The sequence below is a fragment of the Lentilitoribacter sp. Alg239-R112 genome, assembly GCF_900537175.1.
Lineage (GTDB): Bacteria > Pseudomonadota > Alphaproteobacteria > Rhizobiales > Rhizobiaceae > Lentilitoribacter.
On sequence record NZ_LS999833.1, the window covers coordinates 638,453 to 663,814 of the forward strand.

Genomic DNA, 25,362 nt, shown 5'->3' on the forward strand with positions numbered 1-25,362 from the left:
AGTTTAGTTTACGTCTCCTCTCTTGTTTCTTCTCACTACCGAAATGAGCCGAGAACGCGTTTGACTTTAGTGGGACAGTAACAATTTTGTATTTGGGACGAATTAAAATATGAAGCAGATAGAACGCTACATATTTGGGCGAATTGCCTCGCTGACCCTATTGTCACTCTCTGCGATTACCATTCTTGCACTCACAACACAGATTTTAATAAGAGTTGATGTTTTAACAACGTCGAACAGTGCCCTCCTCACATTTTTCAAACTATCTCTGACCCTCGTTCCTGAAGTCGTGCTTGCCGTTGCCCCATTTGCTCTGCTTGTTGGCATTGGCCGGATTTTGACAACCATGAATGAAGACAGCGAACTCGTGGTTATTGAAGCCTCAGGCGCGTCAAATATATTTATTGCAAAACCTATTATTTTATTCTCAGTATTGTTAGGCATAGGCCTTCTATTGGTCGCTAACTTTGCTGGGCCGAAAGCAAATCGAAACCTCTATTCCATTCTATCTGGTTCGAATACAGATATTATCTCTCTCGCCATATCATCAGGAAAATTCCGCAAGATTGAGAACGGTCTTTACATTCAAGTAGCAGAATCACTGCCAGGTGGTGGCATGGGCGGGATCTTCTTATCCGACCGCCGCGATCCATCGGCTGAACTGATATATTATGCCAAAGTTGGCACGTTAAAGAAAACTGATAACGCCAACTTGCTTGTCATGAATGATGGTGAAATTCACCGCAGCGCGGCGGGCGGCGAGCAAGTTTCTGTGGTTAATTTCAAATCCTATGTCCTTGATATGGCATCATTTATCCCTAGCACAGAAAAAGGCGACCCGCTTCCCAAAGAATTATATCTACCGGAATTACTTGAGCCTGACACCACAAATTCGAACTATGAAAGTCATCGTTTATTTTATAATTATGAAATTCATTTTAGATTATCGAGCTGGCTTTACACCATTGCATTCGGAGCGATCATGGCTGCTTTTTTGGCCAATGCTCAATCGAACCGCGCTCAGCATTTTCAAAGAATTGCATCCGCAGTGATTACGTGCGTCATCGTGCGCGTCATTGCGGGTATTATTCTTGAAAACTCCAAAACATCAGTCTTCGCGGGTGCTTTAAACTATATATTCCCAATTTTTGTTACGTTGTTATTCATGCTTCAAATCTATGCGGGTTATAGTTTGAAGCTTCCCAAATCTGCACAAAATTTAATTGATCGATTACAGGAACGCATCACATCAATATTTGAACGTCGTACAAAACCTACTTCACAAACCAAAAATAACGGGGCCGTTTGATGATCCTGCTTGGCGTTCTATCGAGATATATTGCAAAACGTTACCTGTTTAGCTTCACAATGAACCTCATTGCAATCAGTGCCTTGATATTTGTTGTTGATTTTGGAGAAACGGCTCGACGTTTTTCTAATGTTGCAGGATATTCTGCTGATATCGCAGCGTTTTTATCCCTCTTGCGGATACCTGTACTTATCCAGATATCCATTCCATTTATGGTGCTCATCGCGACAATCTCAACGCTTTTAAACCTTAGCAAAAAATACGAACTGGTGATTGCAAGGGCAAGCGGGTTGTCTGCTTGGCAATTTTTGTTGCCTATCATTGTATGTAATCTCGTGATTGGTGCTCTATCGATTACAACACTCAATCCATTGGGGGCTTATACGGCTCGTCTAGCGGATGAAATCGCAACGTCAAACGGCTTTGGCGATACATTTAGTTCCGGTCAGGAAAATCCACCCTGGCTAAGACAGACAACATCCGAGGGTACGACAATCATTGGCGCGCGCAGCCAGACAGATAACGGTCAGCTCCTCAATCAGGTTACTTTTCTTCGTTTAGATGCAGATGATATAATTTCAGATCGGGTTGAAGCAAAGCAAGCAAGACTTTCTGATGGTTACTGGCAACTGAATGATGTGAGTATTATCAAAAATGGCGAAGCTGCTAAAAAGACAGCGATACTAAAAATTAAAACTAATTTGCAGCCGGAATTTATTGAGGAGGCATTTTCTTCAGCTGATTCTGTTTCATTTTTTGATTTGCCAACCAAAATTGATGCAGCTAATTCTTTTGGTTTAAAAGCAAGCAGTTACATCACTAAATTTCATCAATTATTGGCACTTCCGGCGTTTTTGGTGGCCATGACATTCATCGCAGGCATGGTTTCCCTCACATTTGTGCGCTTTGGGCAGTCACTTTATGCGATTATGGGTGGAATCCTTGCCGGGTTTCTGCTTTATGTGCTTTCGGAACTTATATCGGCCTTCGGTGAAGCAGGTGCAATTCCACCGATAGTGGCGGCTTGGATTCCTGTCATTATCGCATCAACAATTGGAGGCACAGTTTTGCTTCACAAGGAGGATGGTTAGTTGAGTATTGAGTACCACAAATCAATGTGGAAAATAACCAGCGCTCTAAAAGCGGGGGGTATTGCAACGCTTGTCGCATGCGCTGCAATTGCGCCTGCCATTTCGCAAAGCTTGACGTCTGGCGATTTAACTGGCCCTACCGTTACGGAAGACCCTAGGCTTATCTTAGTCGCGGACGAACTTATTTATAATCGCGACCAAGATTTGATTACGGCAAAAGGTGGTATTCAGCTCGATTATGGCGAATACCAACTCGTCTCTCGCAGCATCGAATATAACCAAACGACCGGACGGGTCCGCGCTATAGGTAATGTTGAGCTATTAGAGCCAAATGGCAATCGCATTTATGCTGATGAATTGGATATCACTGACGATTTTGCCGATGGGTTTGTACAGGCTCTTCGCGTCGAAACACCCGATAACACACGTATTGCGGCTTCAAGTGCTGATCGTAGTGATGGCGAAGTTACGGTTTTCCATGATGGCGTTTATACCGCCTGCAAAACATGTAAAACAAAGAAAGCAAGCAGACCGCTCTGGCAAATCAAAGCACGCAAAGTCATTAGCAATGGCAAGAGCAAAACAATTCGTTTTGAGCGACCTGTTTTTGAAGTCGCTGGTGTTCCGCTTATTCGGCTTCCTTCTTTTACCATTCCCACGCACAACTCCAAGCGTAAGAGTGGTTTTCTGCCGCCAAAGTTTGGCTACAGTAGCAAGCTCGGTTTTGAAGCACGTGTACCATATTACTTTGCGCTTGCACCCAATATGGATGCGACCGTCACTGCAAGTGGCTTTTCCAAAACAGGGTTTATGACTGAGGTCGAATTCAGACAAAAATTCAGAAATGGGCAATATACGTTAAAACTTGCTGGTGCGCATCAAGGCAATCCTCGTCAATTTGATACTGTTGCAGGGCGAGCAACAACAGATGGTGCGGAAACACAGCGCGGCTTCATTGCTTCTAAGGGTGAATTTCAGATAAACCCTAAATGGAAATTTGGTTGGAATGGCATGTTCCAAACAGATCAAAACTTTGCCAATACCTACACGATTGATGGTTACAGTAGCACTCGCCAAACCTCGCAAGCCTACCTGACTGGCCTAGGCACAACGAGTTATTTCGATCTTCATGCCTATAAATTTGACATTCAGTCAGACACAATTGGTGATATATCAGAAAAACAACAGGCAATCGTTCATCCAGTTATCGATTACACGCGCATATTCTCCGATGGCATCACAGGCGGTGATCTAAAGCTAACACATAACAGCCAGTTTTTATCACGTGACCAGCAAAAAGTCGTTTCCGGACGCACAGAAGGCCTCGACGGCTCCAATGGCCGCACCACAACTGAAATTGAGTGGAAAAAACAAATCATCACCGAAAGCGGATTGGTCTTCACACCACTATTAGCAGCGCGTGGTGATTATAATAGTTTTGATGTGAATACCGCTCCTGCGGGTCTTGCAAGCGGCACAAGCGCGACACGTGGTATGGTGACTGCAGGCTTGGAAGCTAAATATCCATTGTTAGTTAGCGCGGGTTCATCCAGTCATGTCATAGAACCAATCGCACAAATTTTTGCGCGAAATGACGAGCGGCTTTCAGGTGGACTGCCGAATGAAGATGCTCAAAGCTTTGTCTTTGACGCATCGAACCTGTTTGAACGTGACAAATTCTCCGGCTTTGACCGAATAGAGGGTGGAACACGTGCAAACATCGGCATAAGGTATGCTGGTTCATTCTCAAATGGTTTCACAACAAGTGCAATTTTCGGCCAATCGTTCCATCTTGGTGGCAAAAACTCATTTGCACAAAGTGACCTTACCGGTGCCGGAGCAGATTCTGGGCTTGAAACAGATCGCTCTGATTATGTTGGAGCCTTTACGCTTGATAGTGGTAAAGGAATATCCCTAACTGCATCAGGCCGATTTGATAAAGATAATTTTGATGTGAATCGTTCATCATTATCGGCGAACTTTAGCACCGATAGACTACAGACCAGTCTGAGTCATTCGCGCATCAAGGCACAAACAGGATATGGCTCATCCACTGATCGTGAAGAGATTAGCGGTAGCGCTTCACTAAAACTGACTGATCATTGGCGAGTGTTTGGCAACACAACATATGATCTTGATGCAAGCAATTTTACAACATCAAGAGCTGGCATCAAATATGATTGTGATTGTTATTCTTTCCAAAGCACTTACGAACACAAACATGCAACAGCGACATCTAAGGCAGAATGGAGTGTTGGATTCAAGATGAATTTCAGGACTTTAGGAAGTGTTGAAGCGCCAAGCATTAGCATAAAATAACAGACTTGGGACGATCTAGGGTTTCCAATGATGCCTTAATTTGACCCCAGACCCACAATAGATATAAAAATATGGGAAGCTGGACCAGGTGAATATAAGGGCATTGTATATGATAACCGTAAAACAAAGTAACATGATGTCAAAATCAATAATTTTTGCACTAGCTGCTATATGTATGGCTGTTTTCTCGATAGCAGAACCAAGACTAGCCGCGGCAGCAAGCCAGATCAAAATTATTGTCAATAAACAAGCCATTACCAACACTGATTTATCCCGTCGCGTAGCGCTTTTGCGGCTGCAACGACGTGGAGGAAAGTTATCATCCGTTGCACGCGAAGAACTTATTGAACAGGCATTGAAAACCCAAGAATTGCAGCGCCTTAGGGCGAGTCCCAGTCAAAGAGAAGTTGATGCAGCATTTTCTCGTTTCGCATCAGGTAATAATCTATCTGCAAAGAGAATGTCATCTATTTTAGGGCAAGCAGGCGTAACGGCGAAACACTTCAAACAATTTATTGCAACACAAATTGGCTGGGGTAGAGTTGTTAGTGCACGATATGGCGGTGGTCAGGCTGGACGCATGAGTACACAAGACCTCGTGTCAAAAATGCTTGAACGTGGTGATAATAAGCCAACGACCAATGAGTATATCCTGCAACAGGTGATTTTTGTTGTTCCCCAATCAAAGCGCAGCAAATCAAACCTTGGCCGTCGCAATAGCGAAGCGAAGAAATTACGCGCGCGCATTCAGTCTTGCGACACGACAAAGTCTCTAACAAAGGGTCTTAAGGATGTAACGGTTAAAAACCTTGGTCGGTTTTTACAGCCTGAACTCCCGCCTGAATGGTCTCCGCTTATCACAAAAACAAACCCGAATAAGCCAACACGTACGCGTGTGACTGAAAAAGGTGTTGAGTTCCTGATCGTTTGTTCATCTCGCAGTGTATCAGACGATGTTGCAGCTGAGATGGTGTTCCGTGCGGAAGAACAGAGCAATCCGCAAGATGATGCAAATAGCAAAAGATATCTTGCAGAACTTCGTAAACGTGCAGTGATCATCAAAAAATAGCCGTATATAATTGTAGTGTCCACCACCGGAATTCATAAGATGACATCAACTGCCCCGCTTGCCCTTACGATGGGAGATCCCTCGGGCATTGGTCTTGATCTGACAATTTCGGCATGGAGAATGCGAAAGAAGCTTTCACTCCCGGAATTCATTTTCATTGGCAACAAAGATGCACTCTTGTCGCGGGCAAAGCTCTTAAACCAAGACATCGATGTTATCGATTGCCAAGTGGATGACGTTTTTAAGCACTTTAATCAAGCTATTCCCTGCCTGAATTTACCTTGCAGCAAAGAAGTTATCACTGGCACTCCAACGCCTGACAACGCACAAACCATTTTAACATCTATAGAAAAAGCCGTTGAGCTCACAAATTCAGGTGCCACATCAGCGGTTGTGACAAACCCAATATCTAAGGCTGTGTTATATGATGCAGGCTTTAAACATCCCGGCCACACGGAGTTCTTGGCAGAACTTGCAAAAATGCCAGATGGAGAGGTTCCCCTTCCCGTTATGATGCTGGCGGGTCCCGAACTTCGCACTGTGCCAGTGACTATTCATATTCCTCTCATGCAAGTCATGGCACATCTAACAACTGACCTGATTATCAAGACATCTGAGATTACATACTACGATCTAAAATATCGATTTGGGGTAGAGCATCCCAGACTGGCTATTTCTGGTTTAAACCCCCATGCGGGCGAAGATGGCGCATTGGGTCACGAGGATGCAGAAATTATTGTGCCTGCAATAGAGGCGCTTAAAGCAAAAGGTATTAACGTCACCGGACCACTACCTGCTGATACAATGTTCCATGAAGACGCGCGCATAAACTACGATGTGGCGCTTTGCATGTACCATGACCAAGCGTTGATTCCAGCAAAGGCGCTCGGCTTTCACGACGCGGTTAATGTTACACTTGGACTTCCTTTCATCCGTACATCACCCGATCATGGGACTGCCTTTTCAATTGCTGGCAAGAATATTGCGCGGCATGATAGTCTTGTCGCAGCCCTTAAAATGGCTGCCAAGATGAGTGAAATACAACACAGCAAGGGCGCATAATGGCATCTTTTGATGGGTTACCACCGCTTCGCGATACCATTGAAACCTATGGACTTGATGCGAATAAGGCATTGGGTCAAAATTTCATACTAGATCTGAATCTTACGCATAAGATTGCGCGGGACGCTGGTGACCTATCAAAGAGCACTGTCGTCGAAATTGGACCTGGCCCAGGCGGTTTAACGCGTGCAATCCTATCGCTTGATGCTAAAAAACTTATCTGTATTGAGCGAGACAATCGATGCTTACCTGCATTGCAGGAAATATCAGATTACTACCCTGATCGTCTGAATGTTCTCGAAGATGATGCATTGATGGTTGATTTAAGCAAGTTCGAAGACGAGCACCCAATCAAGATCATCGCTAATTTGCCCTATAATATTGGCACACAATTATTGACCAACTGGTTAACACAATCAATCGATAATCCATTCTGGTCATCCATGACGTTGATGTTCCAGAAAGAAGTAGGCCAGCGTATTATCGCTAAACCGGGAGACAAGCACTATGGTCGCCTTGGCGTTTTATGTGGCTGGATGACGGACGCCTCGATTTCCTTTGATGTATCTCGCGAGGCTTTCAGTCCTCCACCCAAAGTGACATCCTCTGTGGTTCATCTTGAACTTAAGAAAAACCGCATTCCCTGCCAATTATCAAAGCTAGAAATGGTCACGCAGGCAGCCTTTGGGCAACGTCGTAAAATGTTACGCCAGAGTCTTAAGTCAATTGGTGGAGAGGCGCTGTTAGAAAAAGTCGGCATTGAACCAACAAGACGCGCTGAAACGCTTGAGATTGACGAGTTTTGCGCCCTTGCGAGGGAATTTGAATGACAGTAATGCGAACAGGCGTGAGCCAGATTGTTATATATACAAAACGCGTCGATGCGATGGTGGCGTTTTATCGGCTACACTTTGGCTTTGAACCTAGGATACACGGCGATGAGCAAATCACTGAACTTCGGCATTCATCTCATGGGTTTAGAATATTATTGCACCCAATAAGTGAAGAACACATCGAGGGCCAAAATTCGGTGAAACTTGTTTTTGACGTGCCCGATGTTGAGCTATTCTGCAATTTAGCACGCCAGAACGGTCTTAATTTTGGAACAATACACGAAGCGGATGGATATAAATTTTCCGATGCTGAGGACCCATCGAAAAACATTATCTCAGTTTCAAGCCGGGCCTACCGCGGCGGTCGCTGATAATAATCTGCATTCAAAGGTTGGTATTAACGACCCGATAGTTTTTCGACAAAATCAAAGAGACCAGGCCGCCTGTCGCGACGCAATCGCTCTGCTTTCACAATGGCTTGTACTTCGCCAAATGCTTTGTTGAGATCTTCATTGACGACGACATAATCATATTCGCGCCAATGAGACATTTCCTCAGCCGCATTCATAAGCCGTTTTTCAATCACTTCCTGACTGTCTTCCGCACGTCTATTTAGGCGCGCGCGCAATTCTTCAAAACTTGGAGGCAAGATAAAGATTGAAACCACATCAACAGCCATTTTCTCCTGCAACTGCAATGCTCCCTGCCAATCAATATCAAAAAGCATATCGCGACCTTCTGAAAGCGCAATTTCAGCTTCTTCACGTGGCGTTCCGTAGAAATTTCCATGTACTTCGGCGGATTCCAACAGTCCGTCACTATCGCGTAAACGCTCAAATTCTTTAATCGATATGAAGTGATAATGTGTACCGGCAATCTCGCTTTCACGTCTTTGGCGCGTCGTCACACTCACGGAAAGGCTAAGACCTTTGTCTTGTTCAAGCAAACTACGAGCAATGGTGGATTTTCCAGCACCTGAAGGTGATGAAAGCACCAACATTAGGCCGCGCCGAGCGATACCGTCCAAATTAGAAATACTCACTTACCTACTCCACATTCTGAATTTGTTCGCGAAACTGATCTATGATGACTTTAAGATCAAGGCCTATCGTGGTCACCGCGCCAGCATTTGATTTTGAGCAAACAGTATTACATTCACGATTAAATTCCTGCGCTAAAAAATCGAGCCGTCGACCTACTGCACCACCTTCTTTGATTAGGCTTTTAGCAGCTTTAATATGCGTGACAAGACGATCAAGTTCTTCTTGCAGGTCAGCTTTTGTGGCCAGAATTGCTGCTTCCGTATGAAGTCTGTCCTCATCAAAATCTGAGTTGACCTCCAGTAAATTGCGGACCTGTTCTTTCAGCCTTATGCGAATTGCATCTTGAGTGCGCGACGGATCAGCGACGATTGCACCAACCTTTAAGGCAACCTGCTCCATTTGATCTAACAACACGCTCGTAAGATTTGCCCCCTCGGATTGTCTTGCAACTACTAAAGCATCCAAACATTCTAAGAAGCTAACGCTCATTTCAGCAATGAGTTTATCTTTATCAGATTGAGAACGTTCGACCTGCCGTTCTTCCAATACACCGCGCACATTTAGAATGCCGTCAACACTGGCCTTTTCTATATTTGTATTTTCAGAAAGCTGCGAAGCGATATTCATTACTTGCTCTAATGCCGCCTGATTAACAACAAGCTCAGCTGAATGCTGCTCTTTAACATTAAGGGAGATTTGAATGTTGCCCCGCTTAAGTGCTTTGGCACTTGCTGCTCGCACTTGTGACTCAAGAGCTTCAAAACCAGAAGGCAGTCGAAGACGAACATCTAATCCTTTGCCGTTGACTGAGCGAATTTCCCAAAGCCACGAGGCATTATCATATATACCATCTGCGCTGGCAAATCCTGTCATCGAGCTAACAGCCATACATCCCCCTCAGGTTTAAACCCAATGAGCGGTCGGAAAGAAGTTTACATGAAAGAACTAATTTTCACTCTTCTCTTCTTCTTTTGCAACAGCTTCAGCTGCTTTTTTCCTAGCCGCCTCAATTTTGCGCCATCGCGCAACATTTTCATTATGCTCTTTTAGTGTCGTAGCGAATGCATGTCCACCCGTACCATCGGCAACGAAATACAAGTCCTCTGTGCGAGATGGATTGATCACAGCTTCCATCGCCTTCAAACCTGGATTGGCAATAGGTGTGGGAGGTAATCCATCGATCTGGTAGGTATTGTACTCGGTCTTTTTGTCCAAATCGGAACGATAAATAGGCCGACCCGATGGCTTACCCTCGCCACCAAATATTCCATAAATGATGGTTGGATCAGATTGTAGACGCATACCCTTGTTAAGACGGTTTACAAACACACCTGCCACACGTGGACGTTCATCGGCTTTACCTGTCTCTTTTTCAACAATAGAGGCTAGAGTAACCATCTCTTCTTTGGTTTCAATCGGCAGGTCCGCCACACGTCGCGCCCATATGCGCTCGACCGCGCGTTCTTGGGCTGTTGTCATCTGAGCAATAATTTCAGCACGTGTAGTCCCGCGCGAGAAATTATAGGTATTTGGCAAAAGACTGCCTTCTTCAGGCAAATCTTCAGGCAAATCTCCGGTTAAATCTTCACTCTCTTTTAGACGCTCAAATATCTGGAAAACGGTCAAACCTTCAGGCGCAGTGAACGAATATAAAATTGCTTTACCTGACTGCAAAATCTCCATGATTTGTCGCATGGATGAACCGGCTTTAATTTCGTATTCGCCAGCTTTAAGCGAGTCGCCGTTAAGGATGGCAGAGGACGCATAGCGAAATATTCGTGCATCCGTTACAAGGCCAGACCGCTCCAAATCATTGGCAATCGTTGCCAAACCTGCACCATCGCGGACGACAAAACTTGTTGTGTGTTTAAGCGGACCCTTTTGCTCAAAAAGCACTTTGCCGAAATAAAGCGTACCGCCTGCGAGAATGGTGATAACAAACAACATCGTCATCAAAAAATTCAGAAAAACAACTGTTTGAGAGCGCGCACGTTTTGAGCGCACTTTTTTTGGCGGCTCAGGAACCTTTTGCGGCTTTAATGCTTGCGTCGGGGACACGGGGATTATTGGCCGGCTACGCCCTTGGTCATTGTTATCTACGTTCAAAACTCACTCACACGATTCGATAAATAGTAGTTTTCGATGTCTATATATCTTTATCTTTGTGGCAAAAACAGAGCAAAATATACCCTGAGCATAAAATTATGCGTATCTGCGTAAGACAAGCGATGCATTTGTTCCACCAAAGCCGAAGGAATTGGATAAAGCCACATCAACATTACGTTTTCTGGCAACTTTTGGAACCAAATCTATCTTGGTTTCAATCGCAGGATTATCCAAGTTCAAAGTCGGCGGCACAATGTTATCGCGAATTGCTAACGCGGAAAAAATGGCTTCAACAGAACCAGCAGCACCGAGCAAGTGTCCAATAGCTGACTTAGTTGATGACATTGATATTTTCGACGCATTTTCACCAACTAAACGCTCTACAGCGCCCAACTCGATCGTATCTGCCATCGTGGATGTACCATGAGCATTGATATAATCGACATCGCCAGCATCAAGTCCCGCACGTTTAAGCGCCATTTTCATGCAGCGATAAGCACCATCCCCATCCTCTGAGGGGGCTGTAATATGATATGCATCGCCAGAAAGGCCATAGCCCACGACTTCAGCAATAATATTTGCGCCTCGTGCTTTTGCATGCTCAAGTTCCTCAAGCACCATAATACCTGCGCCTTCGCCCATTACAAAACCATCACGATCAATATCATAAGGGCGAGATGCTCTTTGTGGATCATCGTTATATTGCGTTGATAACGCCTTGCATGCTGCAAAGCCAGCAATGGAAATTCGGCAGACAGGCGATTCCGCACCACCTGCAACCATCACATCAGCATCACCTAGAGCAATTAAGCGACTGGCATCGCCAATAGCGTGTGCGCCAGTTGAACAGGCTGTTACAACAGAGTGGTTTGGACCTTTAAGACCGTGAGCAATTGAAACATGGCCTGAGGCTAGATTGATCAAGCGACCGGGAATAAAAAACGGCGAAATACGGCGAGGGCCTCGATCTTTAAGCGTATAGCCAGCATCGACAATACCTTGCAAACCACCAATACCGGACCCGATTAAAACGCCGGTTGCAAATTGATCATCATCACTTTCAGGATGCCAGTCAGCATCATCCAAAGCCATTTTTGCAGCGGCAACTGCATAGGTGATAAATGGATCAACTTTGCGCTGTTCTTTTGGCTCCATCCAATCATCAGCATTGTAATGGCCTTCTTGGGACGTATCCGTTGGAATCTGGCAAGCTATTTGTGCTGCAATATCATCAACTTCAAAACCAGAAATACGAGCTGCTGCATTTTGTCCAGCAAGTAATCGAGACCAAGTGATCTCTGTTCCGCATCCAAGCGGAGATAACATACCAGTACCAGTTATAACGACACGTCTCACAAGCTAACTCCTAAAATCCGAGTAAAAGAACAAAAGCTTTAAACGCAAAAAAGGGCTGGTGATTTACCAACCCTTCCTGCTTAAATTCAAACAAATTATGCTTTAGCTTTGTCGATAAATTTAACAGCGTCACCCACTGTAAGAATTGTATCAGCAGCATCATCTGGAATTTCAATGCTGAATTCTTCTTCAAAGGCCATGACCAACTCGACAGTATCGAGTGAATCGGCGCCCAAATCGTCAATGAAGCTTGCGCCTTCACCCACTTTGGCTTCTTCTACACCTAGGTGTTCAATAACGATTTTTTTTACGCGGTCTGCAATTTCGCTCATGTCGGTTCATTGACCTCTTTATTAGTTGAATCTGTTTTCTTTGGTAACCTGATGTTACCCACCTTACAAGTATTGCTTATAATTTAGTCCAAATTTGCTCGTATTCAACTGTAATTTTCAAATTCTTAACAGTCTATACGCGTAACCCCACCCCACAAGAAACTTGAAAAGCGGTGCCAAGTACCATTGTTTAAGCGATTAGAAAAGCCCAAAATGACAGTGTAAGGGCGTTTTTTATGTGTAAAACTCATCTATCTAGGCACCGAGACCATACTCTCGCCAAAATACTAACCACAAAAAGCATCTTGAGTGACATTGGTATAGCTATAGCAAGCGTTGTAACAAGATATGCAAATCTGATCTAATATCTGCCATCTCTTGTGCTGCCAAGGTCTCAAGCCCTATCAAACCGGCATACAAAATCGCCGCGCAGGATCGGCTGTTTTTCCCATCATACCCATAAGCAGCAAATTGCTCAATTAGAAAGTCCAATCTCTGATGGTCGACCTTTTTGATCATATCACCTACTTGTTTGCTATATTTTCCCCAATCACGAATAGCAGCCTCCACAGAAACACCCCCGTAAGCTTCGCTTAAATTACCTGAAACAAGATCAACAAGTGCAGTGAGTTTATCCTCAGGCTTTCCGGAAGTGGCATCTATATTTGCGATAATTCCACTTGTGGCCATTTCATACCAATGTTCAAGCATCTGGCTTTTTAACGCGTCAACATTTGCAAAGTGCCAATAGAACGAGCCTTTGCTTACTTTTAGATGTCTGGCTATGGCCTCTACTTTAATGGCTTGCGGACCACCAGCTGTGAGCGCCTTGAAAGCCGCTGCAATCCAATCTTGAGATGAGAGATTATTTGATTTCATCTCACCACCATACGCTAGCGTATTGACAAATACAAATTGACCGTCCATACGCTACCGTATGGTAATTTTAGGAGGGTTAAAAATGATGAATAAAGCTGTTGCGTTAGCAGGATTACTATCCTTAATTCTAACTCTAATTCATATTGTTGGTGGTGGAGCCGATGTACATGAGCCCATTCTCGCCAGCGAGCTGGATAACATCCTTAAGGGATATTCATCGGTCATTTGGCATGGGGTAACGGCAAATCTGTTTTTATGCAGCGCGATCTTATTTTATGCGAGCATATCGAAGCCAAATCTACCAACTTTGACAAGTATTGTCATTGTTCAATATCTGGCCTACGCGGTCATTTTTATATTTTATGGCACGACACGATTTGGGTCGATTATGATTATGCCGCAATGGATTGCATTTTTGATTATTCCAGCAATCGCAACGTTCGGTATCTATCTTAGCCGCCGCGAAAGTGGGCAAGCACCTACCAAATAGCATATAGTGGTATTCTCCTCCGTTGGCACACGACGGAGGAGACGTAATTTTCGGGACTTAGATCATTGCCATACCGCCATTTACATGCAGAGTTTGCCCTGTCATGTAAGCAGCTTCGTCTGACGCAAGATAGGTAACAGCGCTAGCGATGTCTGCACCCTCTCCCATTTTTTTCATTGGAATAGCGCCCATGATGGCGTCTTTTTGCTTATCATTCAGCTTATCTGTCATTGCAGATTTGATGAAACCGGGGGCCACACAATTGACTGTGATGCCGCGTGGTGCAACTTCCTGAGCTAGTGATTTAGAAAATCCAATAAGACCGGCTTTTGATGCGCAATAGTTTGCCTGGCCTGGGTTACCAGTTACACCAACAACAGATGTGATATTGATAATGCGACCATTTCTGCGGCGCATCATTGGGTGAGTTAGTTCGCGTGTTAGGTGGAAAACTGCTGTGAGATTGACTTGTAATACATCATCCCAATTTTCATCGCTCATACGAACGAACAAACCGTCACGCGTGATACCCGCATTGTTGACGAGAATATCAACGCCTTCCATATCTTCTTCAGCTTTTTTGCCAAGCGCTTTTACCTCGTCCATATTGGACATGTTTGCTGGCATGATATGAACACGTTCTCCGAGTTCAGCAGCAAGCGCTTCTAACTTTTCAACACGCGTACCGTGAATGCCAACAATTGCACCACGTGCATGCAGGCTTTTGGCAATTTCTTCGCCCAAACCACCGCTTGCGCCTGTTACAAGTGCTTTGCGCCCTGTTAGATCAAACATTATATATTCCTTTAAATTAACTATTCAGCTTTTCAAGAGCCGCCTCGAGGTCGGCTGGATTGTTTACTGCGACACCTGCAAGTGACCGATCAATGCGCCTTGCAAGCCCTGTTAGCACTTTGCCTGAACCGACTTCAAACAATGTGTCAACACCATTTGCGGCAAACCAGCCAACGCTTTCGCGCCATCTAACCTGTCCAGTAACCTGCTCCACAAGCAATTTAACGATCTCATCTGGATCAGTGACGGGGGCAGCTCGTACATTTGCAACAAGCGGTACGGCAGGTGCATCTTTTGCGACATCCGCAAGAGCTTGTGCCATAGCATCTGCGGCTGGTGCCATTAGGCTAGAATGGAACGGCGCGGATACCGGCAGCATAAGAGCGCGTTTTGCACCTTTTTCGGTTGCTAATCCTGCAGCTTTCTCAACGGCAGCTTTACCGCCGGAAATCACAAGCTGCCCACCGCCATTGTCATTGGCGATCTGGCAACTACCCTGATCAGATGCGGCTGCGCAGATTGCCTCAACATCACTATGTTCCAAACCAATGATGGCTGCCATTGCGCCCTCACCTGCCGGAACTGCCGCCTGCATAGCATTGCCACGAATGCGCAACAGTTTTGCTGTGTCTGAGATTGAGAACATGCCAGCAGCGCATAGGGCTGAATATTCACCCAAAGAATGACCTGCAACAAAAGAAACTGATTTACCAAGGTCAAAACCTTCCGCTTCCATCACCTTAACAATAGCCATTGAAACAGCCATCAAAGCGGGTTGCGCATTTGCTGTCAAAGTCAGCGTATCTTCTGGACCTTCAAACATTGTTTGAGATAGTTTTTCACCCAACGCTTCGTCGACTTCATCAAATACTGCTTTTGCGACCGGAAAATTTTCCGCCCATTCTTTACCCATGCCAACGGACTGACTGCCTTGGCCCGGAAATGTCATTGCAATTGCCATATTGCTTCAACCCTATCAATTTTAAAATGCCGAATTATGTTCTGGCTTGTCTCTACATTCTTGGCTCTGATGTCAAGTTCTGCAAGCTGTAAGATATACGCCACTGTGTAAAAATTTACCCCAACCTATTGCGTTATAATAAAATCGACCTAACTTATGCTCTAATCACCACCGAATTTATCAAAGGTAAAACCTCCATGAAAATGAATATATTAGGTCGCACAGACATCAGTGTGAGCGAGATTTGTCTTGGCACCATGACTTGGGGCGGCAACCAAAACACCGAAGCAGAAGGCCATGAACAGATGGATTACGCTGTTGAACACGGTGTTAATTTTTTTGATACAGCCGAGATGTATTCAGTCAACCCGGTTGCCCAGCATACTCAAGGCAACACCGAACGCATTGTTGGTACATGGTTTGAAAAATCTGGAAAGCGTGACGAGATTGTACTGGCAACAAAAGTTATGGGTGGCGGGGTCAAGTGGATCCGCGACGGAGGGATACCGACGCGTGAGACTATCGGCGAAGCCATTGAAGCTAGCCTTCAACGTATGAAAACCGATTATATTGATCTTTATCAGGTCCATTGGCCTACACGCGGCTCTATCGCCTTTCGTCAGAATTGGGGCTTTGATGCAACAGGTCAAGATAAGGACAAAACGATTGACGAAATCCATGACATTCTTCGTGGATTGGAAGATGCTGTCAAAGCAGGAAAAGTTCGTGCCGTTGGGCTTTCCAATGAAACAACCTGGGGCACAATGCAGTACCTTCGACTTGCAAAGGAACATAACCTCCCGCGCGTGGCGACAATTCAAAACGAATATAGCCTGCTTTATCGTCATTATGATTTAGATCTTGCGGAAATGTCTCATCATGAAGATATCGGGCTATTGCCTTATAGTCCGCTTGCAACTGGCATTCTGACCGGCAAGTACCAAAATGGTGAAATTCCCGAAGGTTCTCGCCGCTCGATTGAGGCATCACTAGGTGGTCGGTTTACCGCACGCTCTGAAAAAGCTACAGCAAAATATCTTGATCTTGCAAAGGCACACGGACTTGATCCAAGCCAAATGGCGATTGCTTTTTGTAACAGCCGCGCATTTGTCCCTTCTACCATTATCGGCGCGACAAAAATGGATCAGTTGAAAACCTGCATTGGAGCTGGTGGCATGAGCCTATCCGATGAAGTATTGTCAGGAATTGATGATATCAACAGGCACATGCCCTGGACATATTAACGCGCTACTTAACAAGTGACCGGAAACAGTTCACTGTTCATTTTAAACAAAGGCGGGCTCTATTTGGCCCGCCTTTTTAGTTCGCATAGTAAATACCAAGCTATTATGCAGCTTCCTCGGAGTTCATAGGTGTGGAGCTATCTCTTATTTTAAATGTCGAGATCATGTGAGATAAATTATCCACATCTTCTGCAGTTTGGTGCGTAACAGCCGTAGATTCTTCCACCATAGCTGCATTTTGTTGTGTCACCTGATCCATCTGGCTGACAGCAGTGTTGACGCTTTTTATACCCTCAAGTTGCTCGTTGGCAGCCGTTGCAATGGTGCTGATTTTCTCATTAATATTGGTCACATGCTCGGCAATATTGTTAAGAGATTGGCCTGTTTCCTTGACCAAACTAACACCACTTGCAACTTCGGTACTGGATCTGGAGATCAACTCCTTAATTTCCTTAGCAGCTTCTGCTGAACGCTGAGCTAACTCCCGAACTTCCTGCGCAACAACGGCAAATCCTTTCCCGGCCTCACCTGCACGCGCCGCTTCCACACCTGCATTTAGTGCCAATAGATTAGTTTGGAAAGCAATTTCATCAATCACATTAATGATGTTTGTAATATCACCAGATGCCCTCTCAATGCCTTCCATTGCCGCAACGGCATTAGAAACAACAAGGCTGGATTTTTCAGTATCATCCTTTGCCAAATGAGCCATATCAGCTGCTTCTGTTGCACGTGTAGAGGTTTCTTCTACTGTTGCCGTTATTTCTTCAAGAGCTGCGGATGTCTCTTCCAAAGAAGAGGCCTGCTGCTCGGTTCGTGCAGCCAAATCATCCGCAGAAGAACGCATCTCAACAGCATTACTTTTAATAGAGCCTGTACCTTGAGCGATTTGGCTCAATGCATCATTGATTTTTTCGATCGAATGGTTGAAGTCATTTCGAAGACCATCAAATTCAGTAGGAAATGCATTCATAATTTCTAGCGTTAGATCACCTTCGGCTAATTTTTTCAAATTGCGACCAAGTTCTTCGACAACGATTTTGATCTCTCGAGTTGCTTCTGCTTTTTCAATTTCGCGCTCTTCGCGCTCTTTAATCGCGCGAGTACGCTCATCTTCGGATTGACGCTGCAACATGGCCATTTTATCACGAGCAGCCTCCTTGAATACAAGCAACGTTTGCGCCATCTTACCAATCTCGTCCTTTTGGCCAAGCGCAGGTATATCGACTGTTAAATCACCATCTGCCAACTGACCCATAACCTTGGTAATTCGTCTTATCGGCTTTGCAATCATACGGCCAACTAGAAGCGACAACAATATACCCGCAAGAACAGTTCCAATTGAGGCATAGTCTGTAAACTGAACGGCGTAATCAATCTCTTTTGAAGCCCTCGGCCCAAGTTCATCCTGCAAGGCCTTATTTGAGAGCTTCAGATCTTCCATATCACTGGCGAGTTTTGGACCGACAATATCCAAAGTATCATGAATAATTCCATTGCGCTCATTGATCACCAGGACAACGTCTTCAAAATATTGCTCATATTCGCCTGCAAGACTGAAAACCGCTGTTGCAAGTTCCTGTCGCTTAGGGTTCTGGAGTTCGTTCAACATTTGTTGACTAACAGATTTAAATGTATCCAGTTCTTTGTTCGCTCGGTCTGCACTAGCGCTATCATTATCAATCAAAAATCGATTTGCATAAAGCCGTGCAAGCAATAAGCTTCTTAGAGCATAACCGGCCTTAAAGCTGGCAGCTGCATCATCATCATTAAACGCACTTTGCATAATTTCAGTAAGTTTTTTCTCCGCCTTTGGGCCAACCGAGTTTAAACCTTGAACGAGAGAATTTCGTTTTGTTACCAATTCTGTGACTTGATTAAAGGACGATCCATAAGTTGCGATGTTTTCTTTCGCCTGGATCATTACCTCTCTAGCTTCCGGACGATTAAATATTGTATGTCCATCATTAATGTAATCAGCTGCTGCCGTGATCCTGTCACTTACATTTTTTGCCGCTTTGTCTGTATTTTTTAGGATGAATTCTTTTGAATACAGACGTGCTGACAACAGGCTGGCTTGAATTCGACCAAGTTGATTGGTTTGAACTGCCAATCCGCGATAATCTTTAAAATTAGTGTTCGCATTGAAAAGGCCAAAATGAGCGACCGTTGCAACAAACAGCAGACATACGAGAATTACACCTGATCCAAGTGCAACTTTTGTGCCTACGTTAAAATTAGAAAAAGGGGATGCTTTTAGTGGGGATGCAATATCCATTTTCATTTCCTTGAAATGTATCTTTATCGATGTAAATTAGTTTCTGCTGTTTTTGATCCTCGTGATCAGCAAACAAAACCTATCTACGTTGAGCTCATGATGAACTGAGTTGATCCAACGCCCCAAAAACAGCCTCCAAAAGAATGCTACGCGAATCAAATAAATTATAGATCATACAACCTTAATTTATACTTGAACAAACTGGATATACTTAGTGAATAAACCATTAATTACAAATACAAATGGTAATCATTATTATATATACTTATTTTTATTTACAAATACACAAGTTAAAATTGCACATCTACATTCGACCTGTAGACAGTTCGCAAAACTGAATATGATCAGCATAATTATTTCAACAATGAACTAATTGAATTTCGCCTTTTCAAATCCCATCTAATGCGCGATAAGAGCACCTTAAGTAATGAATTAATCAGGATAAGACATGGCTAAATCACATCGAATTTCCAACAGTTTGAAGGGTGCTTTAGTTGCTGATGCAGCCTCAATGGGAACACATTGGATTTACGATACAGATCGTGTCGCAAAAATTGCAAAAGCAAATGGCGGTTCGCTTGCTTTTATTCCTACAGATGAAAAAAATTATGAAAACACCAAGGGTTATTTCGCACACGCAAACCGCCCCAAGGGAACAAACACCCAATATGGTGAGGTTTTACGCACAGCAATAATGTCAGTCTTGGCAAATTCCGGCAAATTTAACACAGTAAATTACCAGGAGGATTTTGCAGCGCATTTTGGCCCAGGCGGCACATATATTGGCTATATTGATTACGCAACGCGCGGTACTTTGGCAAACTTGGCGACAGAAGAAATAGACCCTTCCGGCACCGACGACACTCAATTGCCAGCGCTTTCCAGCCTGCCAGCTGTTGTTGCGGTAGATCCTTCTTCTATTGAAGCTGCAGTCCGCGTGACAAATAACAACGACTATTCGGTTAATGCAGGGAACATATTTTCTCATTTGTTAAACGCAGTACTAAATGGTGCTGAACTTAACGAAGCGCTTGAAGAAGCTTCAAATATTGGAGAGGAAGAATTCAGCGACCTTCTTAAGGCTGCTCTTGCGAGCGAAGAAACTGACAGTGTTGCCTACGGTCAAATTACGGGTAGAGCTTGTAATCTTGTTATGTCGGTGCCGCTTTGCTTTCATATTCTTCAAAACACAAATTCATTTGTAAATGCTATTGAAGCTAATAGTCTTGCCGCAGGTGACAATGCTGGCAGAGCCATCGTTATTGGAGCCATTGCAGGTGCTTATTATGGTTTTAACAATGACAAAGGCATTCCGCAAAAATGGGCCGACGAACTGGCCGATGCTGATGAGATTTTTGAACGTTGTGACGCTATGGGTGCAATCACGAACTAAATACAGCAATTTCAATGTTTTCCACCGTGAAAGCACTTGCAATTGATCTATTTCACTGTATAAGCGGCCTCGTTACACGATCCGGTTTTTGGCTGGTGGCTGAACGGAGGGTAGATTCTTTTGAATTTACATGGTGCATGAAGTGCTCCGGCCTCCCGTGTCTCCGCTCACGATCCGTCATAACGTCTTTCTTGCCAGAAGCCATATGCTTCTCGAGACAAGTTCGTTGAGGCTTAGCCGCCAAATACCAGATCAAAACGCAAGAAAGGAAAGCCAAAATGGCACTTTACGAACATATCTTCCTTGCTCGCCAAGATTTATCTGGCGCTCAAGTAGATGAACTCGTGCAAAACTACAAAACTTTGCTCGAGGAAAATGGCGGCTCTGTTGGCCGTATTGAAAACTGGGGTTTGAAAAACCTTACATATCGCATGAAGAAAAACCGCAAAGCGCACTATGCTTTGATGGACATTGATGCACCTGCTGCTGCGGTCCACGAGATGGAACGCCAAATGCGCATCAACGAAGATGTTCTTCGTTACATGACTGTATCGGTTGATGGCCACGAAGAAGGCCCATCAGTTATGTTGCAAAAACGTGATCGCGATGATCGTGGCCGTGGTGGTGATCGTAATGGTCCCCGTGGTGACAGAGATGATCGTCCACGTCGCCCTCGCGAAAACGCAGCTGAATAGGAGACAAACAAATGGTAGATATCAATCAAATTCCATCACGTCGTCCTTTTAGCCGTCGTCGTAAAACTTGCCCATTTTCTGGTGATAATGCTCCGCGTATAGATTACAAAGACGTACGCACATTACAGCGTTACATTTCTGAACGAGGCAAAATCGTTCCTTCACGTATCACTGCAGTGAGCCACAAAAAACAACGTGAGTTGGCGAAAGCCATCAAACGTGCACGTTTCTTGGGTCTATTGCCTTACGTCGTTAAGTGATTTGAGTTGGCGACCTTCATTGGTCGCCGCTTTTCCCGTATCTGAGGTGGGCTCATATACGAGATTTTAAAACCCATGTTGGGGCACCGAATAATCCGCACTATTGGATAATCCGGAATATGTAGCCTCTAACTGCTTATATGCAGGACAGCGAGCAAATGACTTTGAATACAAATTCATTATTGATTGGACTATTGGCAGGTGTCGCCAGCGCAATTTTGTTGCTCGCGTCTGGCCAACCATCTTTGCTTTCAATTTTTCTATTTGCCGCTGCTGCTCTTCCTATTTTTATCGCGGGTCTAGGTTGGTCAAACCAAGCTTCATTTACCGCGGTTACTAGCACATTCATCATACTTGCCATCGCAGCATCCCCAGAAACTGCGCTTGTGAGCACCGTTACAACGCTGCTACCTTCAGCGTGGCTTTCACACCTGACAACACTTGCCCGCTCTGCAGATGAAGTTGGCGGACCAGACGATAAGCTTGTTTGGTATCCATTTCCGCAAATCATGTTGCATCTGGCAACGCTTATGGTGTTTGCGACACTTATGATCGGCTGGCTGATTGATTATGGGCCAGACGTCGTGGGGCAAGTTGTTGCAGCATTTATTGATGCGTTCAATCAGTCTGGCGAACAACCTATCGCGATTCAAAACATCGAGGCCATGACAACAACACTGACTAAATTGCTACCATTTATACAAAGTGCAATGTGGGTCATTATTCTATTTACTGCTTGGTACCTAGCAGGGCACATTGTGCGGCTTTCAGGCCGCTCAAAGCGTCCGCGTGATAATATGCATACTTCGCTTCGCATGCCATCACTGGCGCTCATCTTTTTAGGCGGAGGTCTTGTGTTGATGTTCTTTGACGGAACTATCTCCTATATCGGAGCTGCCATCGCAGGTGGTTTTGGCGCAGGATTTATGATGGCGGGCTTAGCCCTTTTCCATAAAAACACCCTTGGCAAGCTTTGGCGCGGAGCGGCGCTCTGGACCGTCTATGTACTCATTTTACTTTTCTCAATTCCAGCAATCATTTTTGCCATTATGGGCCTCTTAGAGGCAGGCAAACCTGTTCCGATGCTGGTAAGTCAAAAACCAAACGAATCTAAAGAATAATCTTGAAAGGATAATCGACATGAAAGTCATTCTACTAGAACGAGTTGCCAAACTTGGCCATATGGGCGAAGAAGTTAAAGTTAAAGATGGTTACGCGCGTAACTTTCTATTGCCACTTGGAAAAGCACTTCGCGCCAATGCAGCAAATCGCGCACGTTTTGAAGCAGACCGCGAAATTATTGAAGAAAAAAACAAAGAGCGTATGTCCAGCGCCCAAGAAGTTGGCGATGCACTTGACGGTAAGAGCTTTGTTGTAATCCGCTCTGCTGGTGAAACTGGTCAACTTTACGGTTCAGTTGCTTCTCGTGATGTTATTTCAATCTTGGCTGAAAATGGCTTTAAAGTTCAGCGTAGTCAGGTTGATCTTAACACACCAATTAAAACACTTGGCCTTCACACAATTACGCTTAACCTGCATGCTGACGTTGTTATCTCAGTTGAATTTAACATTGGACGTACTGCTGATGAAGCTGAGCTACAAGCGCAAGGTATCGACATGTCATCTGCTGATGCGATGTATGATCTAGCTGAAAAAGCTGAAGCTGAAGAAGCCAGCGAAGGCGAAGCTGTTGAGGGTGAAGAAGGCGTTGCTGAAGAGGCATCTGATGAAGCAGTTGCAGACGACGCATCTGAGGAAGATGAAGCCTAGTTTTTAGACTTCAACAAACGAAGACTGAACATACCTACTTAAAACCCTGCTTGATATTCAGGCAGGGTTTTTATTGTTGGGGTACAAATTCTGGATATACTTGGATTTCGCTTTAAACGCGGTGCTTTTATGCATATGATCATTTTATGAGTGAAGCCCCCACCATATCCAAGCAAGAAGCAGCTGCCATACTTAAGTTTTATGCTGAGGCTGGGGTCGTTGATTTATTAAATGATGAACCAATTGATCGCTTTGAGGTAAGCCGCAAACAACTTGAAGAAAAACGTGCGAAACGCGGCAATGTAAATCCCGCGCTTAGCCCGCGTGTTGCCGCAGCGACATCAAGAAAAAGTACGTCCCCTCGCTTAACGACAGATAAACCTGCAGCATCTCCCATTCAAGCTGCAAGTACTAACATCACTGTGCCCGATCAAGAAAAGATTGATGAAGCACGAGCGCTCGCCAAATCTGCCAACAGCGTTGATGAACTCAAGGAGTTGCTCGCGGACTTTAAAGGTTGCAATCTTCGACAAGGCGCGAAAAATACCGTTTTTGCAGATGGCAACCCAAATGCGCCAATTATGTTTATCGGCAAAGCTCCAGGGCGCGATGAAGATCGGCAAGGCGTACCTTTTGTTGGCCCTATTGGGCAGTTGTTCGACAAAATGCTGGCCGCTATCGACCTGGACCGAGACAAGAGTTACATCACAAACATCGTTCCATGGCGCCCACCAGGAAATCGAACTCCCGTACCGCATGAAATTGAACTTTGTCGACCTTTTGCCGTACGCCATATTGAACTCATCAAACCCAAGCTGATCGTCCTGATGGGAAATGTGTCAACTCAAACGCTGCTTGAGACAAATAAAAATATTTTGTCCCTACGTGGAACATGGGCAGAATATGATGTTGGCGGTGAAAAAGTGCCAACCATGCCGACATTGCATCCTGATCATCTGATCAAAAATCCGGCCTCAAAACGAAATGCGTGGAAAGATCTGCTTGCTATATCTGCTAGATTAAAAGAGCTTACATAACTTCAAGTATCAGCTCATTTCATCTTCAATATATGCCTTAATAATGCTCTCAAAATCTGTATCTTCAAAAAAACCCAACATGTAAGCTCTATTCGGTTTCAACTCTGCAACCCATGTTTCTACAATGTCTTTGATCTTTTGATCATGTTCAATCTGAATGAGCTCCACGACCTCTTGCCCCGCAACATTACGTAGAGCAGCCAGTATATCTTTAACTGACGCATTTATTCCAGGCAGCATGATGCATCTATCATTACCTAAGTCTGCGCCGTCTATTTCGGCGGCATGAATTATGTTTCTAATGATTATGCGCGGTGAGGAGAACCAATGGCTATAACCTTCGCCGACAGGGCAGATGGCCTTCTCACCATTAAGAGGCTCTCGAACAATCGAAGATAGAAAAGATGATGCCGCCGCATTGGGCTTACCGGGACGCACAGTAATCGTTGGTAAGCGTATACCACGCCCATCTATCAACCCGCGGCGGGAATAATCATTTAGTAGTAACTCGCAAATGACTTTTTGAGTGCCATAGGAGCTTCGTGGTGCGCGAATGAAGTGATCTCTTATTGGCTGCGGTGTATCGGCAGAATAAACGGCGATGGATGATGAGAAGACAACAATAGGAGGTTTTTCTAACATAACGCATCGTGCAAGCAGGTTTCGCATTCCGTCAAGATTTACCTCATAACCCAGCTCAAGGTCTGCCTCTGCCTGACCGGATACAATGGATGCCAAATGATAGATAACATCAACATCGTCCTCGATGACATCACCGACACTTTGTATATCGGTTATATCAAACTTTTTATATGTGATTGGAAATTCGGCTTCAAAGTCCGTCTGCGGCGACACCATATCGCATAATGCAATTTGTTTGATTTTCTCGCCACGCAATTCTCCCTTTTCAACCAGAGCCTTTGTCAGTTTCTGGCCAATAAAACCTGATCCACCCAAAATAGCGATTTTCATATCAAATCCACTCAACAGTCACTTCATTCTTATTTATGAATAAAATCAATAGCATGGCATTTGCGGCA

25 protein-coding genes are annotated in these 25,362 nt (G+C 44.6%); 15 read left to right on the plus strand and 10 right to left on the minus strand.

Annotation, left to right across the window (positions count from 1 at the left end; genetic code table 11):
- Positions 1–109: 109 nt before the first annotated feature.
- The 7 genes from G3W54_RS03605 (at position 110) to G3W54_RS03635 (ending at position 8,054) form a co-directional block, all read left to right on the plus strand.
- Complete coding sequence (locus G3W54_RS03605) at positions 110–1,309, plus strand: LptF/LptG family permease (RefSeq protein ID WP_162651771.1); 1,200 nt, start codon at positions 110–112, stop codon at positions 1,307–1,309.
- The gene (gene lptG, locus G3W54_RS03610; protein WP_162651772.1) at positions 1,309–2,400 is read left to right on the plus strand and encodes an LPS export ABC transporter permease LptG; all 1,092 of its coding nucleotides are present in this window, start codon (positions 1,309–1,311) and stop codon (positions 2,398–2,400) included. Before G3W54_RS03605 ends, lptG begins: the two co-directional genes overlap by 1 nt.
- Positions 2,401–4,719 (plus strand): LPS-assembly protein LptD, encoded by a 2,319-nt coding sequence (locus tag G3W54_RS03615; protein ID WP_162651773.1) that lies wholly within the window; start codon positions 2,401–2,403, stop codon positions 4,717–4,719.
- Positions 4,720–4,828: 109 nt separating this feature from the next.
- Positions 4,829–5,788, plus strand: a complete 960-nt coding sequence (locus G3W54_RS03620) for a peptidylprolyl isomerase (RefSeq protein ID WP_244627819.1) — start codon at positions 4,829–4,831, stop codon at positions 5,786–5,788.
- A gap of 39 nt (positions 5,789–5,827) precedes the next feature.
- Complete coding sequence (gene pdxA, locus G3W54_RS03625; protein ID WP_162651774.1) at positions 5,828–6,850, plus strand: 4-hydroxythreonine-4-phosphate dehydrogenase PdxA; 1,023 nt, start codon at positions 5,828–5,830, stop codon at positions 6,848–6,850.
- Positions 6,850–7,680, plus strand: coding sequence for a 16S rRNA (adenine(1518)-N(6)/adenine(1519)-N(6))-dimethyltransferase RsmA (gene rsmA / locus G3W54_RS03630; protein ID WP_162651775.1), 831 nt, complete (start codon positions 6,850–6,852; stop codon positions 7,678–7,680). Before pdxA ends, rsmA begins: the two co-directional genes overlap by 1 nt.
- Positions 7,677–8,054, plus strand: coding sequence for a VOC family protein (locus tag G3W54_RS03635; protein ID WP_244627820.1), 378 nt, complete (start codon positions 7,677–7,679; stop codon positions 8,052–8,054). The genes rsmA and G3W54_RS03635 overlap by 4 nt, the downstream gene beginning before the upstream one ends.
- Positions 8,055–8,080: 26 nt before the next feature.
- Here G3W54_RS03635 and gmk read toward each other — a convergent pair whose 3' ends face one another.
- The 6 genes from gmk to G3W54_RS03665 form a co-directional block, all read right to left on the minus strand.
- Positions 8,081–8,683, minus strand: a complete 603-nt coding sequence (gene gmk, locus G3W54_RS03640) for a guanylate kinase (RefSeq protein WP_162653539.1) — start codon at positions 8,681–8,683, stop codon at positions 8,081–8,083.
- Positions 8,684–8,729: 46 nt separating this feature from the next.
- Positions 8,730–9,614, minus strand: coding sequence for a YicC/YloC family endoribonuclease (locus G3W54_RS03645; protein WP_162651776.1), 885 nt, complete (start codon positions 9,612–9,614; stop codon positions 8,730–8,732).
- 57 nt (positions 9,615–9,671) lie between these two features.
- Complete coding sequence (mltG, locus tag G3W54_RS03650; RefSeq protein ID WP_162651777.1) at positions 9,672–10,832, minus strand: endolytic transglycosylase MltG; 1,161 nt, start codon at positions 10,830–10,832, stop codon at positions 9,672–9,674.
- A gap of 96 nt (positions 10,833–10,928) precedes the next feature.
- The gene (gene fabF, locus G3W54_RS03655) at positions 10,929–12,188 is read right to left on the minus strand and encodes a beta-ketoacyl-ACP synthase II (RefSeq protein ID WP_162651778.1); all 1,260 of its coding nucleotides are present in this window, start codon (positions 12,186–12,188) and stop codon (positions 10,929–10,931) included.
- 95 nt (positions 12,189–12,283) lie between these two features.
- Positions 12,284–12,520, minus strand: a complete 237-nt coding sequence (locus G3W54_RS03660) for an acyl carrier protein (protein ID WP_162651779.1) — start codon at positions 12,518–12,520, stop codon at positions 12,284–12,286.
- Positions 12,521–12,844: 324 nt separating this feature from the next.
- Positions 12,845–13,399 (minus strand): TetR/AcrR family transcriptional regulator, encoded by a 555-nt coding sequence (locus tag G3W54_RS03665; RefSeq protein WP_162651780.1) that lies wholly within the window; start codon positions 13,397–13,399, stop codon positions 12,845–12,847.
- 82 nt (positions 13,400–13,481) lie between these two features.
- Between G3W54_RS03665 and G3W54_RS03670 the strand changes: the two genes are divergently transcribed.
- On the plus strand, positions 13,482–13,889 hold the full coding sequence (locus G3W54_RS03670; RefSeq protein ID WP_162651781.1) for a hypothetical protein: 408 nt from the start codon (positions 13,482–13,484) through the stop codon (positions 13,887–13,889).
- 57 nt (positions 13,890–13,946) lie between these two features.
- On the opposite strand, the gene fabG is transcribed toward G3W54_RS03670, so the two are convergent.
- Complete coding sequence (fabG, locus tag G3W54_RS03675) at positions 13,947–14,684, minus strand: 3-oxoacyl-[acyl-carrier-protein] reductase (protein ID WP_162651782.1); 738 nt, start codon at positions 14,682–14,684, stop codon at positions 13,947–13,949.
- Positions 14,685–14,700: 16 nt separating this feature from the next.
- Positions 14,701–15,645, minus strand: a complete 945-nt coding sequence (gene fabD, locus G3W54_RS03680; protein WP_162651783.1) for an ACP S-malonyltransferase — start codon at positions 15,643–15,645, stop codon at positions 14,701–14,703.
- 197 nt (positions 15,646–15,842) lie between these two features.
- On the opposite strand from fabD, the gene G3W54_RS03685 reads away from it, so the two are divergent.
- Complete coding sequence (locus tag G3W54_RS03685) at positions 15,843–16,889, plus strand: aldo/keto reductase (protein WP_162651784.1); 1,047 nt, start codon at positions 15,843–15,845, stop codon at positions 16,887–16,889.
- A 103-nt stretch (positions 16,890–16,992) separates the two neighbouring features.
- On the opposite strand, the gene G3W54_RS03690 is transcribed toward G3W54_RS03685, so the two are convergent.
- Positions 16,993–19,167, minus strand: a complete 2,175-nt coding sequence (locus G3W54_RS03690; protein WP_162651785.1) for a HAMP domain-containing methyl-accepting chemotaxis protein — start codon at positions 19,165–19,167, stop codon at positions 16,993–16,995.
- A 448-nt stretch (positions 19,168–19,615) separates the two neighbouring features.
- Here G3W54_RS03690 and G3W54_RS03695 point away from each other — a divergent pair, with 448 nt between their 5' ends.
- From G3W54_RS03695 to G3W54_RS03720, 6 genes are all read left to right on the plus strand, one after another.
- Complete coding sequence (locus G3W54_RS03695) at positions 19,616–20,560, plus strand: ADP-ribosylglycohydrolase family protein (protein WP_162651786.1); 945 nt, start codon at positions 19,616–19,618, stop codon at positions 20,558–20,560.
- Positions 20,561–20,838: 278 nt separating this feature from the next.
- Entirely contained in the window at positions 20,839–21,255 is a 417-nt protein-coding gene (gene rpsF / locus G3W54_RS03700) for a 30S ribosomal protein S6 (protein ID WP_162651787.1), read from the plus strand.
- Between the two features lie 11 nt (positions 21,256–21,266).
- Entirely contained in the window at positions 21,267–21,515 is a 249-nt protein-coding gene (rpsR, locus tag G3W54_RS03705) for a 30S ribosomal protein S18 (RefSeq protein ID WP_162651788.1), read from the plus strand.
- 158 nt (positions 21,516–21,673) lie between these two features.
- Positions 21,674–22,636 (plus strand): DUF2232 domain-containing protein, encoded by a 963-nt coding sequence (locus G3W54_RS03710; RefSeq protein WP_162651789.1) that lies wholly within the window; start codon positions 21,674–21,676, stop codon positions 22,634–22,636.
- 19 nt (positions 22,637–22,655) lie between these two features.
- Positions 22,656–23,285 (plus strand): 50S ribosomal protein L9, encoded by a 630-nt coding sequence (gene rplI / locus G3W54_RS03715; RefSeq protein ID WP_162651790.1) that lies wholly within the window; start codon positions 22,656–22,658, stop codon positions 23,283–23,285.
- Positions 23,286–23,431: 146 nt separating this feature from the next.
- A complete protein-coding gene (locus G3W54_RS03720; protein WP_162651791.1) occupies positions 23,432–24,322 on the plus strand; it encodes a uracil-DNA glycosylase in 891 nt (296 codons plus the stop codon).
- Between the two features lie 9 nt (positions 24,323–24,331).
- On the opposite strand, the gene denD is transcribed toward G3W54_RS03720, so the two are convergent.
- The gene (gene denD / locus G3W54_RS03725; RefSeq protein WP_162651792.1) at positions 24,332–25,294 is read right to left on the minus strand and encodes a D-erythronate dehydrogenase; all 963 of its coding nucleotides are present in this window, start codon (positions 25,292–25,294) and stop codon (positions 24,332–24,334) included.
- Positions 25,295–25,362: the final 68 nt, after the last annotated feature.

Bases quoted from the DNA above. Each gene is read 5' to 3' on its own strand.
- G3W54_RS03605 (WP_162651771.1), top strand. From the start codon at position 110: ATGAAGCAGATAGAACGCTACATATTTGGGCGAATTGCCTCGCTGACC.
- lptG (WP_162651772.1), top strand. From the start codon at position 1,309: ATGATCCTGCTTGGCGTTCTATCGAGATATATTGCAAAACGTTACCTG.
- G3W54_RS03620 (WP_244627819.1), top strand. From the start codon at position 4,829: ATGATAACCGTAAAACAAAGTAACATGATGTCAAAATCAATAATTTTT.
- pdxA (WP_162651774.1), top strand. From the start codon at position 5,828: ATGACATCAACTGCCCCGCTTGCCCTTACGATGGGAGATCCCTCGGGC.
- rsmA (WP_162651775.1), top strand. From the start codon at position 6,850: ATGGCATCTTTTGATGGGTTACCACCGCTTCGCGATACCATTGAAACC.
- G3W54_RS03635 (WP_244627820.1), top strand. From the start codon at position 7,677: ATGACAGTAATGCGAACAGGCGTGAGCCAGATTGTTATATATACAAAA.
- gmk (WP_162653539.1), bottom strand. From the start codon at position 8,683: ATGTTGGTGCTTTCATCACCTTCAGGTGCTGGAAAATCCACCATTGCT.
- G3W54_RS03645 (WP_162651776.1), bottom strand. From the start codon at position 9,614: ATGGCTGTTAGCTCGATGACAGGATTTGCCAGCGCAGATGGTATATAT.
- G3W54_RS03660 (WP_162651779.1), bottom strand. From the start codon at position 12,520: ATGAGCGAAATTGCAGACCGCGTAAAAAAAATCGTTATTGAACACCTA.
- G3W54_RS03665 (WP_162651780.1), bottom strand. From the start codon at position 13,399: ATGAAATCAAATAATCTCTCATCTCAAGATTGGATTGCAGCGGCTTTC.
- G3W54_RS03670 (WP_162651781.1), top strand. From the start codon at position 13,482: ATGATGAATAAAGCTGTTGCGTTAGCAGGATTACTATCCTTAATTCTA.
- fabG (WP_162651782.1), bottom strand. From the start codon at position 14,684: ATGTTTGATCTAACAGGGCGCAAAGCACTTGTAACAGGCGCAAGCGGT.
- fabD (WP_162651783.1), bottom strand. From the start codon at position 15,645: ATGGCAATTGCAATGACATTTCCGGGCCAAGGCAGTCAGTCCGTTGGC.
- G3W54_RS03685 (WP_162651784.1), top strand. From the start codon at position 15,843: ATGAAAATGAATATATTAGGTCGCACAGACATCAGTGTGAGCGAGATT.
- G3W54_RS03690 (WP_162651785.1), bottom strand. From the start codon at position 19,167: ATGGATATTGCATCCCCACTAAAAGCATCCCCTTTTTCTAATTTTAAC.
- G3W54_RS03695 (WP_162651786.1), top strand. From the start codon at position 19,616: ATGGCTAAATCACATCGAATTTCCAACAGTTTGAAGGGTGCTTTAGTT.
- rpsF (WP_162651787.1), top strand. From the start codon at position 20,839: ATGGCACTTTACGAACATATCTTCCTTGCTCGCCAAGATTTATCTGGC.
- rpsR (WP_162651788.1), top strand. From the start codon at position 21,267: ATGGTAGATATCAATCAAATTCCATCACGTCGTCCTTTTAGCCGTCGT.
- G3W54_RS03710 (WP_162651789.1), top strand. From the start codon at position 21,674: ATGACTTTGAATACAAATTCATTATTGATTGGACTATTGGCAGGTGTC.
- rplI (WP_162651790.1), top strand. From the start codon at position 22,656: ATGAAAGTCATTCTACTAGAACGAGTTGCCAAACTTGGCCATATGGGC.
- G3W54_RS03720 (WP_162651791.1), top strand. From the start codon at position 23,432: ATGAGTGAAGCCCCCACCATATCCAAGCAAGAAGCAGCTGCCATACTT.
- denD (WP_162651792.1), bottom strand. From the start codon at position 25,294: ATGAAAATCGCTATTTTGGGTGGATCAGGTTTTATTGGCCAGAAACTG.